The organism is Oscillospiraceae bacterium CM (assembly GCA_022870705.1).
In the GTDB taxonomy this organism is placed as follows: Bacteria; Bacillota; Clostridia; order Oscillospirales; family Oscillospiraceae; genus Sporobacter.
Window position 1 is genome coordinate 1993142 of sequence record CP072107.1, and the last position, 17568, is coordinate 2010709.

Consider the following 17568-nt stretch of genomic DNA (forward strand, 5'->3'; position numbering starts at 1 on the left):
GTTTCCATACTGGGGGTGTTTATGCAACTGTGCGGCGCATCTATGAAAAGAGAGGGCCTTCAATCGGCCCTCTCCTGTTTTGTGTTATGGCAGTTCTACCAGGCGTATTTCTCAATCATACGCTCGGCAATCGTCATGGCCTGTTCGCGTGATAAAAGACCTTGCGGTTCAAAATTGGTACCCGTTCCCGTCATCAAGCCGTTTTCATAAGCATACCGAACATATAAAAGCGCCCAGGCGCTAATCCGAGAAGCGTCCTGATACGGCAGCGGTGATGACGATGACACCGGCACGCTTGTGACCGCCGCAACAGTTGCGCCGATGATTTTTGCGCACTGCTCACGCGTCAGCGTACCATTTGGCCCAAACGTCGTTGGGCTTTGGCCGCTGACGATGCCGAGAGCGTAGCCCTTTGCAATTTCAGCGGCGTATGGACTGCTGGAAATATCGGTAAACGGGGTTTCAGTAGGCGCTGTATAGTCCCCAGCCGCATATTCGTAAATATTCACCATGAGCGCCGTGAACTCGGCGCGCGTGATGCTGCTCTGATAGCTTGAGGCGAGTGCCTCCGGCACGACGCCGCGGGCTGCCAGCGCTGCAACATCGGCCTGCGCCCATGGGCTGACAGCGGCGTTATCATAGGCCGTGATTTGATACATCGCAGCGACGCCGCTGCCATCCGTCGCCTCGGCGACGACATAAACCGTGCCCGCGCGATCGACCGTGACGTGGCCGGCGCTGTCAACCACGCTGCCGTAAGACCCTATCGAATACCAGCGGAGGGTCTTGTTTGTCGCGTCTGCCGGGCTTATCGTCGGCGTCAGCGTAAACGTATCGCCGACGGTATAAACCCCCTCGCTGGAAGGGAACGTGATAGAGGCAACAAGCGTGACATCACGCGAACTGTTAAAGTTGACGGGCGACATGGGGTATTCCGCGTAAAACGCGGCTGTATCGTATTCAGGATCCCGATCGTGGTCTGAAAACGCGGCATCGTTTTTTAGAAAATAGGCCGACGTCCTTCCCGTATCATCCCAGGTTACGTCGATATTGTACCAGTACTTCCCGATCTGCGCAATATTCCAGGCATGGCCGTCACTTGAATTTCTGGCTTGGCCAGTGATAATTCTGACCGGCACACCAGCCTCCAGGAGCATTTTATACAACAATAACGCGTACCCGTTGCAGACTGTTCTCTTAGAATAAAGTCCGTCATAAGCCGAATACTTTTCTAGCGTATAATCATAGTCAACCTGCTGTTTTATGTAATCATGAACGGCTTTGATTTTTTCATACTGGCTGCTCTCACCGATGTCAAGCTGCTCGAGGATCGTTTCGACAGCCGCGTCCACATAATCTTCCTGTTGCTGTGTTGTCAGGTACGACTGCGTGAATTTATAGGCAGCGGTGCCATTTGACCATGTACGGCTCATATACATATACCCAACCATGTTACTAGACAGATAATCAAGATCCGATGTCGTCTCTGGGAGATCAGCCGAAAAGATATCGTCCCAAATCTGATCTGGGACAATCGCAGTGAACGTGCTAAAGCTGACATTTATATACGCAATCGTGAAATCGGTATCACGCGCGACAAACTGCTCGGCGGCCGTTTCAATAAAGCTCTCGTAATCACCGACGGTGTAATCTGTGCTCTCGGGGTACGCCTGCTGAGAAAACACAGCTTCGGCTGAGCGCATGTTCTCGGTGTCTTTCCGGTACGTGCCCAGATACTGCACCGTGCTGACCGCCATAACGTTTGACGCGATGGATACAAGCAGCGCGAGAAGGGCGGCCGTCGCGGCCGCTTTTATGTACCTTTTCATAATCGCCCTCTTTTCCCAGTATGCGGTAACTATCGTCCCTCCGTCAATTATACAGGAAATCCATAACTTTACAAGGCGCTTTTCAATTCGAGCGGCTGACGTGTGCGTGCAGACGATCATAAAGTGCCGCCGCCCAAATGGGCAGCGGCACTCATATGTTAAACCGGCAGTTGTTTTATACCGGCAGACAGCTTTTTTCAGCCGTTTTCGCTGGTCGTTTGTGTCACGCCCTCTTCGTCAAACGTGATGGACAGCGTGATATCCTTTCCTTCACGTCGAATCGTTACTTTCGCCGTCTCACCGGCTTTATAATTTTTTTTCGCCGCCTTGAGCGTATCGGAAGACGTTACAGCCGTGTCGCCAAGCTTCGTGATAATATCGCCAACCTTGATCCCGGCTTTGTCGGCGCAGGAGCCGGGCTCGACGGAATTGACATATGCGCCTTCAACCCAATTGTAATACTGCGCCGCCGCGCTCGTCACGGTGCTGACGGTAATGCCCATACTCGGTTTGCCGCTGACATGGCCTGTCGTCATCAGCTGCGTGATGATGTTCATGGCGTCATCAATCGGGATGGCAAAGCCCAGTCCCTCCACGGGGACGCTGCTGCTGGCATATTTAGCCGAGACGATGCCGATGATTTCCCCTTTTGAATTGTAGACCGGCCCGCCCGAATTGCCCGGGTTGACGGCGGCATCAATCTGAAACATGTTGATTTTCGTCGCCTCGTCAATTGGGATCACGCGGTCAAGCGCGCTGACAATACCGTTCGTCATCGTATAATCGAGCTCGCCAAGCGGATTGCCGACGGCAAAAACCCGGTCGCCGACCTGCATGTTCTTGCTGCTGCCGATGGTAACGGCGCTCAGGCCCGTTTGATCGATCTTGATGACGGCCAAGTCATTATCCTGCTCGTAGCCGACGATTTTTGCCGGATAGGATTTGCCGTCGTGCATCATCACTGTCAGCTCATAGCCGTTTTTGACGGCGTATTCGATCACATGGTAATTGGTAACGATATATCCGTCCGCCGATATAATAAAGCCCGACCCTGAAACGGCCGATGACGAAGACTCCCCAAAAACGTTCGTCTTCATCTGCGAGTTAACACCAACAACTTGATTGACAGCCATAGCGTAAATATCCTCCGCTGCCATTTCTGTCCCAGGCGAGACGTTAGACGATGTGCCTTGCCCGTTGTTTGATGCCCCGTTTGATGACGAGCCGATGATAACTTTATTCTGCGTTGCGTTGTTTCTGTAATTTGTAACCTGAATAACACCGTACGTTGAACCGGCGCTGGCTATGGCGCACGCCAGAACAAGGCACACGGCTTTTGCAAAACCGCTAAGCGGCTTTCTGGGCTTTTTTGGCTTGGGCGGCGCTGGCTGAAAATGCCCATAGTCTTTAAAGGGCGCGCTGTGATACCCCGGTGAAAACGGCGGTGGCGCAGCTACTCCAACTTCTCGGTAAACAGGCTCCTGCCATGGCGCCTCATAGACGTATCCGCTCGTCTTTGGCGGCTCGCCTGTCTGTCCTTCAGGCGGCTGGGTGCTTGGCGGTGTCGCTTCATCCGGGATAGCTGCCGTTGTCTCCGGATTCTCACCAACCTCCACAGCGCTTTCCGGCATTAAATTTTCCGACGGCTGCGCGGCCTGGGTTTCATCATTTCTCATTCCGTCGTCATTGAGCATTCGTATTCCTCCAAAACGAAACATGTATCTTTAAAAGCTTCTCGCTTCCTCTTGCAATCGTATCATATATTGTCTTTATGTCCAATAAATGAATAAAATAAAAACATTTGAAAAACTGAGCTTTTGTGTCATCGCATTCCTAGGTTCCCCCCGGCTTGACACCACAGCGTCGGCATGTTAAGTTATAAATTCAGGAGATGATAATATGCCGGACGCGCTTTACACATTTGAAAATGAAAATTATAAAAATGCCTATCGTCATACGACGTCACATATTCTGGCACAGGCCGTCAAACGCCTCTTTCCCGATACAAAGCTCGCCATTGGCCCTGCCATAACTGACGGTTTTTATTATGATTTTGACGCGCCGGAGCCGTTCGGACCCGAGGTGCTGGAACAGCTTGAAGCCGAAATGAAGAAGATCATCAAAGAAAAGCTGCCGCTCGAGCGCTTTGAGCTGCCGCGCGACCAGGCCGTAGCGCTCATGGAAGAGCGCGGGGAGCCATATAAGGTTGAGCTGATTGGTGATCTTCCGGAGGACGCCGTCATCAGCTTTTACAGGCAGGGTGACTTCGTCGACCTGTGCGCCGGCCCGCATCTCGACAGCACCGGGCGCGTCAAAGCCAATGCCTTTAAGCTGACAAGCTGCACGGGTGCTTACTGGCGCGGCGACTCGAGCAAAAAAATGCTTCAGCGCGTTTACGGTACGTGTTTTATGACAAAGGATGTGCTTGACGCCTATTTAGAACGTGTTGAGGAGGCCAAGCGCCGCGACCACAATAAGATCGGCCGTGAACTCGGTTACTTTACAACGGTCGACGTCATTGGGCAGGGCTTGCCGATCCTGATGCCGAACGGCGCACGCGTCATTCAGCTTCTGTCCCGCTTTGTGGAGGATGAGGAGCAGCGCCGCGGTTATCAGCTCACAAAAACGCCGTTCATGGCCAAGCGGGAGCTTTATAAAATCTCCGGCCACTGGGATCACTACCGCGAGGGCATGTTCATCCTCGGTGAACCGGACGACGAAACGACGGAGTGCTTTGCCCTGCGCCCGATGACGTGCCCGTTCCAGTATCAGGTGTTTTTAAACAGCATGCGCTCATACCGCGATCTGCCAATGCGTCTTGGTGAGACATCCACCCTCTTCCGCAACGAGGATTCCGGCGAAATGCACGGCTTGATTCGCGTGCGTCAGTTCACTATTTCAGAAGGCCACCTCATCCTGCGCCCCGACCAACTGGAGGAGGAATTTAAAGGCTGCCTGGAGCTGGCAAAATTCATGCTGGAGACGCTCGGCCTCGAGGGCGACTGCACCTATCGTTTCTCCCAGTGGGACCCGAACAATACCGCCAAATACGAGGGCACAGCCGAGCAGTGGAACGCGGCGCAGGCACTGATGGGCAAAATCCTTGACCATCTCGGTATCGACTACAAAATTGGCATTGACGAGGCGGCCTTTTACGGCCCGAAGCTTGATATTCAGATCAAAAACGTCCACGGCAAAGAGGACACGCTCATCACCATCCAGATCGATATGCTGCTGGCCGAGAAGTTCGGCATGGAGTATGTCGACGCCGACGGCTCAAAGAAGCGGCCGTATATCATTCACCGCACTTCCATCGGCTGCTATGAGCGCACGCTCGCTCTGCTGCTCGAAAAATACGCCGGCGCTCTGCCGCTGTGGCTGATGCCGGAGCAGGTTCGCGTCCTCCCGATTACCGACAGAACGGCTGATTACGCCGATCAGATCACAAAGACGCTCCGCGCCAGCGGCTTTCGGGCGGAAACGGACCGTCGCAGTGAAAAAATCGGCTATAAAATCCGTGAGGCACAGCTTCAAAAAATCCCGTATATGCTTGTCCTTGGCGATAAAGAAGCTGAGACAAACACCGTCACCGTACGCACGCGTGCAGGCGGCGATCAGGGCGCGATGGCCCTTGCCGATTTCCTGGCAGCCATCACGGAAGAGCGGGATTCGCGCGCTATTAAATAAAAGTCAAGATGCCAAACCAAAGGGTTTAAGCGAACGCTTAAACCCTTTTTTGCTGCAAATTCAGCGACAAAATTTACAAGACATATGAGCAGGCATGCCTTCGTAAACTAAAAACAGCCATTACAATTAAGGGAGTTTTTGACGTGGCAAACAAACGAAAGCTGATTTTATCGCTGGCTGTCATTTTCGCACTCAACATCGCGCTCATTTCGCTCATCCAATTCTTGCAGTCGGCACAGGCTGCCACATATAGAAGAGGCTCGACGGGCTCTGTTGTTACAGAGATTCAGCAGCGCCTGTCCGACTGGGGTTATTATGACAATGGGATTGACGGGGTATACGGTGAGCAGACGGAATCGGCTGTCCGATATTTTCAGAGCAAAAACGGACTGACGGTTGACGGGGTTGCAGGGGATGAAACGCTCGCGGCCATTGGCGTCAACGGGGGGTCTGGCTCGACGGCGCGCTCAAACGACATGGAGCTTTTAGCACGCCTCATCTCTGCCGAGGCCCGCGGCGAGCCGTATTCCGGGCAGGTCGCCGTCGGTGCCGTCGTCCTCAACAGGACGAAGCATCCGGCCTTCCCCCATTCGATTTCAGGTGTCGTTTATCAGCCGGGTGCCTTTACCTGCCTCGACGATGGGCAATTCTACGCACCCGTGTCTGACAGCGCATACAACGCCGCGCGGGACGCTTTAAACGGCTGGGATCCTTCCGGCGGCGCGATTTACTATTTTAATCCGAACACGGCGACGAGCGCGTGGATTTGGTCACGCCCGCTTCTCGTTATTATCGGGGACCATCGCTTTTGTTCATAAGAAGAGGCGGGGCAAATTACTGCCCCGCCATCCTGTCAATTATATCGATTCATCGCCGTGTCAACACCGGACGTGACGATGGTCTTCACAGCCGCCGCCGCTGTTTCCGCCGCCGCTTCGAGCTGCTGGAGCTCACTGCCGAAAAGTGTGGAGAGCACCCAGTCGGCCATTTCGAAATCAGGATGCGCAGGTTTGCCGACGCCGATTTTAACGCGGATGAAGCTGTCGCCGCCGCATTTGGCGATAATATCCTTTAGGCCGTTGTGCCCGCCCGCCGTACCGTCACGCCGGATTCTGAGCTTGCCGGGCAGCAAGGCCACATCGTCGGAGACGACAATGACGCGCTCAAGCGGCAGCTTGTAAAATGCCATAGCCTCCCGGACGGCATCGCCGCTCAGATTCATATACGTTTGCGGTTTCATCAGAAAGAGCTTGACGCCGTCAATATCGGCCGAGCCTGTTAATGCTTTGAATTTCAGGCGGTTTATTCTGACGCCTGCTTTTTCAAAAACATCCGCCGTCATAAAGCCGGCGTTGTGCCGCGTTTTGCTGTAGACGGCACCGGGATTCCCCAAAAAAACGACAAGCCAGTCGACGGGGCCGCTTTTCTTAAACAACATCGGCACACCCTGCCTTCATTAACGGAACAAGGTTGAAATCGAAACTTCCTCATAGACGCGCTCAATCGCTTCCGCAAAAAGCGGCGCGGCGGACAGATACTTAATTTTGCTGCTCGCAATCTTTCCGGGGTACGGGATCGTATCGGTAAATATTAATTCCTTGATATAGCTGTCGTTAACCCGTTCAACGGCGGCGCCGGAGAGGACGCCGTGCGTCGCGCAGGCGAAGATTTCCTTTGCCTTACCGATCTCGACAAGGGCTTTAGCCGCGCCACAGAGACTCCCGGCCGTATCCACCATGTCGTCGAAGAGAATAACGTTTTTATCCTTGACGGAACCAATGATATTCATTACTTCAGACTGATTGGCCTTTTCGCGTCGTTTATCGATAATCGCAAGCCCAAGGCCCATTTTCAGGGCAAACGTGCGCGCTCTGGCGACGGAGCCGACATCCGGCGAGACGACGACAACATCTTCCGAGCCTTCACCAAATTTTTTAATGTAGTATTCCGCGAATAGCGGGCTGCCAAGCAAATTGTCAACCGGGATATCAAAAAAGCCCTGTATCTGCGAAGCGTGCAAATCCATCGTGAGCACCCGGTCGGCCCCGGCCGAGGTGATCAGATTTGCCACAAGCTTGGCGGATATAGGGTCTCTGGCTTTTGCCTTTCTGTCCTGACGCGCGTATCCAAAATAGGGGACGACGGCTGTGATGCGCCCGGCCGACGCCCTTTTGCAGGCATCCACCATGATGAGCAGCTCCATCAGATGATCGTTGACCGGCCCGCAGGTGGGCTGAATGATGAAAACGTCTGAGCCGCGGACGGATTCATACAGCGAAACGGAAATCTCGCCGTCCGAAAAGCTTGTGACCTTCGAATCCCCCAGGCGGATTCCTATGTTTCGGCAGATGCTTTCAGCCAGTGGCTTGTTGGCATTGCCCGCAAATATTTTAATATCTTTCCCATGTGAAACCATTGTTGTCCCCCTCTTTTTCGCTTGCCACCTGTATTATAGCAGATACGCCCCGGAAAACAAATAGTTTTGGCGGTTTTTCGTATGCCGTCAAGCTGTCAATCACTGTTATTAAACGCGTGTTTATCGATTTCTCAAACTTCAGTAGTTATTGAAGGCGGTGATGTGATTGTACGGAAAACGGTGTGCCGTGCCGCCGATTCTGGCCGAGGCGCTGTCATGCGAGGGCCTGTCTGCCGAAAAGCTCGATTTCTCACAGCTGCTGCACGTCGCCGTCCAAAAATCAGACGTCAAAATCATCTGCTATCAGCGAGATGCCATGGGCTTTTGGGCGCCAAGCGAAGACACCGGGATTATACAAGGCTTCGTTGGTATTCACGGCCTGAGTACGGTCAAGCGCGAGAGAGACGGCTGCACGCCATGCGGCCTATTTAGGCTCGGCTTTGCCTTCGGCTGCGGGCCGAGACCGGAAACGGCGATGCCTTACCGGCCTGTCTCCGTCAATAGCTGCTGGGTCGACGACCCACGCTCCGCCAACTACAACACCTGGGCTGAAGGCGACGAAAACGAGGACTGGGTAAGCGCCGAGCAACTGGCCGTCTATCCGGAGGAATACGCTTTTGCCGTCACGATCGGCTACAACACGCAGCGCATCCCAAAATGCGGCTCCGCTATTTTTATGCATTGCGGCCAACAGCCGACGGCGGGGTGCGTGGCCATGCCGAAAAACGATCTGCTCGCGGTTTTAAAATGGCTGAATCCCGAGGATATGCCGCATATTCTAATTGCGAAGCAATCATTCAAATATTGTCAAGCGGGATATTCCTTGCTATGATAACGGCAAATGATATTGCTTTGGCTGAGGGAGTCTTCATGAATCTCAAATATCGAAAGGCCATTCAGAACACAGCAATTTATCTTCTTGTGCTGATTGGTATCAAAAATCTGGCTTATTACCCAAAGCCTTTGATACGTATTTAAACACTTCAAAATCAGTTGGTTTTGAAGTGTTTTTCTTTTTTTCGATGATTTATCACCGTTTAGCAGGCACATCAGACGGCCCGAATCGATATATTGTTAATGCCGCTGATTTGTCCGGTTTCTTGCGATGCATTTCGGACATAGCGGGAGCATAGGGGAGGCATTTATTTGCAACAGTCCGTTGAAGTCACCGTAAGTGATATCCTTTTTTTTCTGAAAAGGCGGTTTGCACTCATCATCGTACTGACGCTGTCCGTCGGCGTTTTAAGCTTTGCCGCGTCAAAATTCATTCTTTCACCAACGTACGAGTCTACTGCAACGTTGTTTGTTTCGCAGGCCGAGGAAAATAAGTCAGTTGTCGGCTCCGCCGTTAAATTTGGCGATACGTTTGCTTTTATTCTGAAAAATCAGCCGTTGCTGGAAAACGCGATTGCAGCGCTGCACCTGAATATGAGCGTCAAATCGCTTGAAAACCGTGTTCATATCAGTGAGATCGGTTCAACTGAAATTTTCACGCTTTCTGTTCGCGACAGCGATGAAAAAAGAGCTGCCGCCATTATTGACGCTATTTTGACTTTAGCACCTGAGGAGATCAGCAAAACACTTAAAGTCGATTCAGCGCAGATCGTCATTCTGTCGAAAGGGACGGTGTATGTAGGCCCTAACATCCTAAATAATTCTTTTACCGGCTTGTTTGTCGGTTTCGCCGCATCCTGCATCGTCGTTTTTGTTCTTGAGCTTTTAAACAATAAGTTTATGACGAGCGAGGATATCAGCAGCAAGCTTTCCTGCCGTGTGATCGCCGTCGTGCCGACATATCAACCGGCAAAAGCCAGCTCCCAAAAGATAACCATCGATGAAAACAGTATTTTGCCTGAGCGGGATTGGGCGCATCTGACTGAATCGTACTATGCCATGCGGGCAAACTTGAAACATGCCGCCCAACAGCACCCGGCTAAAAAGATTATCATTGCCAGCGCGATAAGCGGCGAGGGACGGACGTCCGTTGCCGTCAACCTGGCTATTTCTCTCGGTCGGAGCGGTAAAAGCGTACTTCTCATTGATGCCGATTTTAGAAATCCGGGTCTTGGCGTGCTGTTTTCGCCGTCATACCATAACGGATGCGGCCTGACAGAAGTTCTCTTGAAAAACGCGCCGTTATCGGATTGTCTTGTCCAGTATGGTGCATCCGGCATCACCATTTTGCCTTCCGGCATCGCACCGGCCAGTCCGAACGATTTACTGGAGTCGGATGCGATGCAATCGCTTCTGGAGACCTTGTCAAATAATTATGACCACATTATCCTGGACACGCCGCCGATGGCCGTTTTCTCCGACACCCTTTCTCTTTTGCCCGCGGTTGACAGCGTTCTCTTCGTCGTCAGGCAAAATGCAACGCCGTTCGAAGCCGCCGAATTTTCAATGAACAGTATAAAGGCACAAGACGCCCATGTTCTCGGTTGTGTCTTAAACGGTTTTGATTCCGGTAAAACAAATAAACTGTACGCCTATATGAAGCATTAACGGCGCGTGTTCTCAATGTGCTGAGCCTGACGGTTAATCGTCAGGCTTCTTTCACTCTCTGCCGAGTATTTTTTTGGCGAAGTTGACGAGATGCAGCGCTTTTAAAAGCGCATAGGCACTGTTTTCGATGCGCTTTTTTAAGCAGAACCGCCATCCGGCAGGCGTATATTTTTTGAGGACATATGAGAGGCCGCGTGTGAAAAACTCTTCCCAGAAGGTATCTGCTTTCGAGCTTCGTTCGCTGGGGCTTTTTAGCTGCGGCTGACGCGGCAAGCATTCCGACAAATTGCTCTTTTCAAAGTCGATTCGATCACCAACCGCTTCGAACAACGTTTTGCCTTTTTCTGTTTGGACGAGGACAAGCGAAACGCCGCCGCCGTCGTCAAATTCCGGCTTACATGTCTCTATTCCCCAGAAGTCACCAATCGTCATGTCGGAAGGCCGTTTTGTTCCGGCGAAGCGGCATCGGTGGCACGATTCCCGCAGGATCAATCCATCGAGGTATAGCCGGAAAAACACGTCGGTCACAAAGGATTTCTGATATGTGTCCTGCGTGCCGTGCAATGTGCTGAAGAAATGAATTTTCATTCCAATCCCACCATTGGATATCTCCTTGCTCCGAAAAGCGGCAGACATCACGCGCCCCTTAAATTTTTTCATGAGGAAGGCCAGATATGCCTGCCAGATAACCGGGCTCGTCACACCGTGACAGACGAGATCGCAAATGAAAAGTCTTTCAGTTCTTACCGCATGCTGTGTGAGAAATCGCATCAGCGCCGAGGTCTGACACGGCGTCCCTGTAAAGAGGACAGTTCTGCCCTGATGTAAGTCTTTTTCAACCTCCCAATAGACGTTGAGAAGCGTGCTCTGCACATATTTAGAGCCTTTAAAGGCGTCACGCACCTGTTTTGTCACGGCCCGCCGGTGGCATACGTTGAAATTTTCGTCAAAGCACGCACCGTAGACGCTCCCTCCCTTTTCCAACACCACGTCGGACAGCGCCGTGAACATGCCGCCCGATGTGCTCGAGCGGCGGACGGCGCTATCCCGATGCTTGACAGCGTAGACCGTTGGTTCTGTAAGCCTTCCGCTGAGTTCTCTTTCCGCGGCAGCATCCAGCGGGCAAGTTCTGACACAAGCCCGGCAGCCGACGCAGAGTGCCGTGCTGACCTCGGGATAGAGAAAGCCTTTTTCATCCGGCCGGAGCGTGACGGCGTGATGCGGGCAAACGGCTTGGCATGCCCCGCAGCCGCAGCAGTTTTCCTTTCCCTGTGGTTTTGTTGTCATTTTCGTCGCTCCTTTTAAGTTTCTAATTCTTTTGAGGATATGGCGGTGTTCCTCCCGCTCAATAAACAGTGCCGTTATAGCGATGACCAGGGCGGCATACAGCGCCGTCAGGCACGTCATAAGCACCCAGCTGCTCAAATGCGCCGGTTCTAATTTGATCACGGTAAACGGCAAAATGATAAGCCCGACGCGCACAAAGACCAGCAAAATGCGCCTTGCCGTTTTTTTGACAGGTAGCTTCGTCACGTGGCGCGGGATGAAAAACATTAAATCTAAATCCCTGTATATATTGGAGACCACCGAGCCTAGGATGATCCCGGCAAGACCGAAAACAGGTGCGAGTGCCGCGCCGACTGTCACGGCGATCATCCCCTGTGCCACCGTTTGATACCGCGTTTCCCGATACAGCCCCGCTGATAAGACAAGCATGCCCTGCGGCGTTTTAATGTTAAAAAGCAGCCCATTTAAAACCATGAGAAATCCGACAAGCGGCATATTGTAGTGCGCATCCGAGATGCCGGCTGTGTACAACTGAACAAAGGGCATGATCATCACAAATGTCACGCCGTACATCAAAGAAATAATGGCGTAATAAGCCATTTCAAATTCCCGATAAGCTTTTTGAAGCGTTGGCAATTCTCCGCGTGCAATCACGTCACCGAACGACGCGGAAAGCCCGCTGATAAAAATGCCGACGAGACCGCCGATTCCCGTCAGTACCATGTTATACACCGAGAAGACACTGACAAGCTTGAGGTCTTTTAGAAGAAGCGTCAATAAAATCACGGGTGCCCCCGTGTGAACCATTCCGAGAATCTGCAGAAACATGGCATCCCACCGCTTGTTTAGCGATTTATTATCGGGCGGGACCCTGTCATTAAGAAATCGATACCGTCGTCTGCAATAGCGCCATAAAATGGCCGATCGGAGAAATAGGGCGCACAGACAGACGGCGCGCAGCCCGACGATTGGAACGCGCCAAAAAGCGAGGGTAGCAATGACCACCGTACTGAGCACAATCTCCGCCGTCGTCGCGGCGGCGATGACATATGTCTTCTGATCGGCTGTCAGCAGCACACGGTATTTGGCCAGCGTAAAAAATTCCATCGCCCCGTTTGTTCCCAAAATTAAAACAAGCAGGCCAATCATGGAAAAGGGCAGTGTCTCCGAGCGGATATAAATGGGATACAAAATCGCAAGCCCGGCCGTCAGGGCCAGAAACAAGTACCCGCTCTGCGTGTAGAATTTTTTTGCCGCGGCGACAATACCGTTGACAGCTTGATGGTTTTGCTCGGCCAGCGGTCTATACAGGGCGTAAACGGCCGCCCCCGCAAGCCCCGCCTCTGCCAGATTGAAATAGGCGATAAACTGGGAGACAGAGGTAACGAGCCCGTTAATTTCCGAGCCGTAGGCGGTGAGCAGGACGCGTGGCGTTATGAGACCGGCCAGAAGGGTGACAAGCTGCATCAGCGCCGTTGCGGCCGTGTTGTAAAAAAAGGCTCTTGTTCTGCTCATCAATGCTCATTCATCCGCTTCTCGGCCAGCCGATGATCGGGTAACCGCGCCCCAAACCGGTGCCAGGCATTAGTCAGATATAACGAAAGCGCCAACAGAACGGTTCTCCGCCGTGCAATTAAAAAATTCAGCCATTTGTCTGTGTGGTTTTTCAGCTGTGCATAGGGGAGCGACGCCATAAAAACCGCGTCGGAATAATATGCTTTTAATTCGTTCAAAACCGCATGCGACAGCGGGTTGCGTCTGTCGGCGCTGCTCAGCAGGCAGACAAGATACGCACGGTAACAGTTTTCTTCGGTATGAAGAAGGCGGCACCCAGAATAGGCGTCATATGCTTTGAACAGCATTTTGTATTCACTGTAAAACAGGTGTGTCAGGCGGTGCAGTTCGCGTTGCTTTTTACGGCTCAGCGACATGTTACCCAATTCATGAAAATAATTGTACAGGCATTGATTGACAACGCAGATACTTGCTGTATGCCGATAAAACCTAAAATTGAAAATGGAGTCCTCGTGCAGGCTGATATCTTCCCGAAAGCGGACGCCGCTCGCCTGCAGGGCCTCTCGCCTGTACATTTTATTCCAAACGCCGCCGATAAACGGTGAAAAACCCTGCAAGACATCAAATTGCCGGACATAGGCCGCCGTCTCGAAGCGCCCTGCAATCGGCAGCTTGATGGGGATGGTTTTCAGTTCCCCGCCGGGCTGTTCATAAACGTTGTTAAATGCCGAAACGGCCATATCGCAGCCGCTTTCTTCAATAGCCTCAACGAGCGTCCGGCAGCAATCCGGCTCAAGATAATCGTCGGCATCGACAAATTGAATATACTGCCCCACGGCGTTGTCAAGCCCGGCGTTGCGCGCGGCGGAGACACCCCCGTTATCTCTGTGAATAACGCGCACTCTGTGATCTGCTTTTTCATATCGCCTGCAAATATCAAAAGAGGCGTCTTTCGAACCGTCGTCAACGAGCAGGATTTCAATATCTCGATACGTTTGGCGCAGGATGGCATTCAGGCATCGATCCAAATACTTTTCACCGTTGTAAACAGGCACGATGATTGATATCACCTCGTCACCTGCCCGGTTGGCGTGTTATCAAGGGATGCACGGATATACGCCAGCGAATTTTTTCTCAGCTCATTGAGGCGAATGCTTGGGATCGTAAAATCGATATCCTCGATGGCCATCTCGGAATCAAACGAAGAGACGATCCTGCCGTCAAGCCTGAGATCTTTTAAAAGATCCACCATTCGGGAGCCTTTTGTCCGATGAGGTACCGTATAGAAATTTTTTTTGAATAAAACGGCAAAGGCTGTGCCGTGGAAGGAATCGGTGACGACATAGTCCGACCCGTCAATCAGCCCGAGGAAGTCCGACGGTCCGGCGCAGGGTATAACCCGATGGCGACGGCGCGCGCGAAACGACAAGCCGCCGGAGGCAATTTCATACACCGTAAGGCCTTTTCTCGCGGCGATTTCAGCGGCAAGACGATACGTTTCGTCGTACCCATTGAGGGCATATAAAAGGAGATATTTTTTCAACCGGCTCTTTTTAGCCACGCATCGCCACTCTTCCCGCGTGAGGAGCAGTGTCGGGTCAAGGACAACGGATACAGGCCGGGGATAGACAAAGCCGATCGCCTTCTGCGCCGAGCGCTCCCGGACGGCAACAACGTCCACGTTTTTTAAAAGCGCGCTATACAGAGCCAGCTCCCGTGCCTCAAGGATATCCTTGCCGTAGCTTGCTGCGTAAGCGATGACGCGGCAGCCCTTCTTTTTTTTAAAATCACCGAAATATGTTTTGTCAACGCCGTCTGTAATCCCGAAGCTCCAAATTTGATCACTGCCGAGAAAGACGTAGTCACAGTCCAGCGTGAGCGCCTCCCGGACGCGGTATACGCCCGGCGTCAGGCACAGATACTTTTTTAAAAAGGATCCGAACTTCTTGTTTCGAACAAATGTGAAGGGGAAATTAAGCAGGCAGGAAAGAAACCAGCGCATTGTTTTGAAATAGAAATAGTGATATTGCCGCAGCAGATGCGGAGGGACATAGTTTAATATCTCCGCTGTATCGACGAACTTCTCAAGGTTTTGCTGCATGGCGTAAGCCTGCAGCATTGCCCCGTAATTCGGGACGCAGTGAAACGTCACCACGACCGCTTTTTTCACCGCCATCCCTCCCTGAGCCGAAACAGAAGCGTTAAAAGCTTCGGGCACACTAGGAACACGATGTAACGGAGTATGAGGCGCACATGGATGGGCATTTGGATAATATCGCGTTTTGCGCCAATCAGTTTCGACGTTATTTCGTGCAACAGCTCTTTTTCTTCTGGCAGGTAAACGCTTGCTTCGGCAAAAGACGATATCAGCGTCTGATAATAATAGTTTTTTGATTTTTGAAGGAGGATTTCTTGCCCCTCCTTTTCAAAAAACGCGTTGCGTTCCTCAAAGGCGTCCAGAATGTCCCGGATATTTTTTGGCAAAACGGGTGATGTCATGATGCTGCCGGGCCTGCCCTGCCGGTAATTATATTTCGGCCGTGCCGTTCGTACGAAAACGCGCGCGTCATAAAGGGCGCGATACATAAAAAATGCATCCTCATGTAACCGGTTTTTCTGAAACCGCAGCGTTTCAAAAATGGATTTTTTATAAAGCTTGTTACAGATGCTCGCACTGATTTTAACGCGTCTGTCCAGAAACGCCGCCGTTGCCGCGCGCTGATCAAGGACGCAAATACCACCTCTCGCCCCATCTTTGCGTCGTTTCCCGTTCGGATATACGTACCGGATGCCGCATTCGGCTATATCGGCGTTATGTTGGCTCATGAGATCAAAAAGTGTTGTATACATGTCTTTTTCAAGCCAATCATCCGCGTCGACAAACGCGACAAGGTCGCCGCGCGATGATGCCAGACCGGCGTTGCGCGCGTCGCTCAGCCCGCCGTTTGTTTTGTGGATAACCCGAATTCGGGTGTCCGCTTTGGCAAATATGTCGCAAAGCCGCGGGCAACCATCTGTTGACCCGTCGTCAACCAAAATAATGTCCAAATTGTCGTAATCCTGACGCCGGATGCTTTCAACGCAGGCTGTCAGATACGCCTCCACATTGTATACCGGCACGATAATGCTCAAAAGCGGCTTTCCGATTTCGGCTGAAATATTACGCATTGAGAACCTCCTGTCTGCCTTGCGGCATGGTCATAGGCCGGCTGCCGCACGACAGCGCGACAAGAAGGGCGAGTATCGCCGCAAGCTTGACTTCGCCCAGCAAAATATTGATGGTGAACCCGATCCAAATCGGTATCATAAACAAATAACCGGCGGGTGGCGTTGTTTTTCTTTTTCTGAAAAACATCACCATAAATATGACATAGGAGATTATCCCATATGCCAGTATCCAGAACAGGTGCCCATTATGTGGGCTGATCTTCGCGTCGTTTAAAAACGTGTCGCCCCCCTGTCCGATCAGCAGATATTGAAAGAAATTAGCCTGCTGTAAGATATTTTTCCAGATGGATAAGCGGGAGCTGGCCGAATTGCCCGCTATCCGGGAAAATGACTCCTGCGCGACGGTACCACCCAGATAGTCCGGTATTCTGGGGATAAGAAAGTACAGAATAACGGCCAGCAAGACAAACAAAACGACGTTCGTAAGACGCCACCGAAAGGTCACGCGCCCTGTTATGAAGCGCCAAACTGAATACACCATGTATAGTCCAACTGAAATCACGGTGCTCAGCAGCGCGCCGCTGCTCATGCAGGATATAACGATAAGCGTTAGCGCGCCAAGCAGGAGTGCTTTTGTAAAAAGGCTCGTTTTCTCGTGACAAAGTATAAACAAAACAACGGCATTTGCCATATAGCCGATGTTGTTTTCATCCATCCAAAAAAATCCGAAGCGATAGCCCGTAAAATCTGTCGTCATCCAAGCTGTCGCCATGCGTGGATTCCAGATAAATTTTATATCCTGATAGAGGGATTTATCCACGTTGTAAACAACAGCAAACGCTGTGACAAATAGAATAAATCCGATGAGAACGCCTTTGACTCGAAGAGGATACCTCTCGGCGTAATAAGCAAACATGAAGTAATAAATAAACATCATAAGTAGCTCGACGAGCAGCGTTGTGTTGTCATAAATGTGCGCCGGGTTGAGGAAAAACGACAGCACGGTGCTCACGCCCATTAAAAACAAGAGCAGGACAAATAGCCGCCATTCCCGCCGCTGCGAAACCGCCGCATATCTTTTTATAAACCAATATAGGACAACCGGCATGGAATAGGGTATCGATATAAACCAAAAATACGGCATGAAAAAGAGGTCGATAAGAC

13 protein-coding genes are annotated in these 17568 nt (G+C 51.7%); 4 read left to right on the plus strand and 9 right to left on the minus strand.

From position 1 onward, the window contains the following. Positions 1-95: 95 nt before the first annotated feature. On the minus strand, positions 96-1829 hold the full coding sequence (locus IZU99_09845) for an S-layer homology domain-containing protein (GenBank protein UOO37535.1): 1734 nt from the start codon (positions 1827-1829) through the stop codon (positions 96-98). 197 nt (positions 1830-2026) lie between these two features. Beyond that, on the minus strand, positions 2027-3523 hold the full coding sequence (locus IZU99_09850; protein UOO37536.1) for a trypsin-like peptidase domain-containing protein: 1497 nt from the start codon (positions 3521-3523) through the stop codon (positions 2027-2029). A 205-nt stretch (positions 3524-3728) separates the two neighbouring features. Between IZU99_09850 and thrS the strand changes: the two genes are divergently transcribed. After that, positions 3729-5516: a threonine--tRNA ligase gene (gene thrS / locus IZU99_09855; GenBank protein ID UOO37537.1), complete on the plus strand. Its 1788-nt coding sequence runs from the start codon at positions 3729-3731 to the stop codon at positions 5514-5516. Between the two features lie 143 nt (positions 5517-5659). Continuing rightward, positions 5660-6334: a spore cortex-lytic enzyme gene (sleB, locus tag IZU99_09860; GenBank protein ID UOO37538.1), complete on the plus strand. Its 675-nt coding sequence runs from the start codon at positions 5660-5662 to the stop codon at positions 6332-6334. A 35-nt stretch (positions 6335-6369) separates the two neighbouring features. Here sleB and IZU99_09865 read toward each other — a convergent pair whose 3' ends face one another. Both IZU99_09865 and IZU99_09870 read right to left on the minus strand, forming a co-directional pair. Next, positions 6370-6954 carry an aminoacyl-tRNA hydrolase gene (locus IZU99_09865; protein UOO38811.1) on the minus strand — a complete coding sequence of 195 codons (585 nt, stop codon included), beginning with the start codon at positions 6952-6954 and terminating at the stop codon, positions 6370-6372. Between the two features lie 18 nt (positions 6955-6972). After that, complete coding sequence (locus IZU99_09870; protein UOO37539.1) at positions 6973-7932, minus strand: ribose-phosphate pyrophosphokinase; 960 nt, start codon at positions 7930-7932, stop codon at positions 6973-6975. 166 nt (positions 7933-8098) lie between these two features. Between IZU99_09870 and IZU99_09875 the strand changes: the two genes are divergently transcribed. Together IZU99_09875 and IZU99_09880 are read left to right on the plus strand one after the other, a co-directional pair. Beyond that, on the plus strand, positions 8099-8764 hold the full coding sequence (locus IZU99_09875; protein UOO37540.1) for a hypothetical protein: 666 nt from the start codon (positions 8099-8101) through the stop codon (positions 8762-8764). A gap of 314 nt (positions 8765-9078) precedes the next feature. Then, positions 9079-10434: a polysaccharide biosynthesis tyrosine autokinase gene (locus IZU99_09880; protein ID UOO37541.1), complete on the plus strand. Its 1356-nt coding sequence runs from the start codon at positions 9079-9081 to the stop codon at positions 10432-10434. Positions 10435-10485: 51 nt separating this feature from the next. On the opposite strand, the gene IZU99_09885 is transcribed toward IZU99_09880, so the two are convergent. The 5 genes from IZU99_09885 to IZU99_09905 are packed head-to-tail and all read right to left on the minus strand — an operon-like array spanning position 10486 to position 17512. Then, complete coding sequence (locus IZU99_09885) at positions 10486-13236, minus strand: Coenzyme F420 hydrogenase/dehydrogenase, beta subunit C-terminal domain (protein ID UOO37542.1); 2751 nt, start codon at positions 13234-13236, stop codon at positions 10486-10488. Beyond that, positions 13236-14306, minus strand: coding sequence for a glycosyltransferase family 2 protein (locus IZU99_09890; protein UOO37543.1), 1071 nt, complete (start codon positions 14304-14306; stop codon positions 13236-13238). Before IZU99_09890 ends, IZU99_09885 begins: the two co-directional genes overlap by 1 nt. Continuing rightward, on the minus strand, positions 14303-15406 hold the full coding sequence (locus IZU99_09895; GenBank protein ID UOO37544.1) for a polysaccharide pyruvyl transferase family protein: 1104 nt from the start codon (positions 15404-15406) through the stop codon (positions 14303-14305). Before IZU99_09895 ends, IZU99_09890 begins: the two co-directional genes overlap by 4 nt. Then, on the minus strand, positions 15403-16404 hold the full coding sequence (locus IZU99_09900; protein ID UOO37545.1) for a glycosyltransferase: 1002 nt from the start codon (positions 16402-16404) through the stop codon (positions 15403-15405). The genes IZU99_09895 and IZU99_09900 overlap by 4 nt, the downstream gene beginning before the upstream one ends. Further along, a complete protein-coding gene (locus tag IZU99_09905; protein ID UOO37546.1) occupies positions 16397-17512 on the minus strand; it encodes a hypothetical protein in 1116 nt (371 codons plus the stop codon). Before IZU99_09905 ends, IZU99_09900 begins: the two co-directional genes overlap by 8 nt. Positions 17513-17568 lie beyond the last annotated feature (56 nt).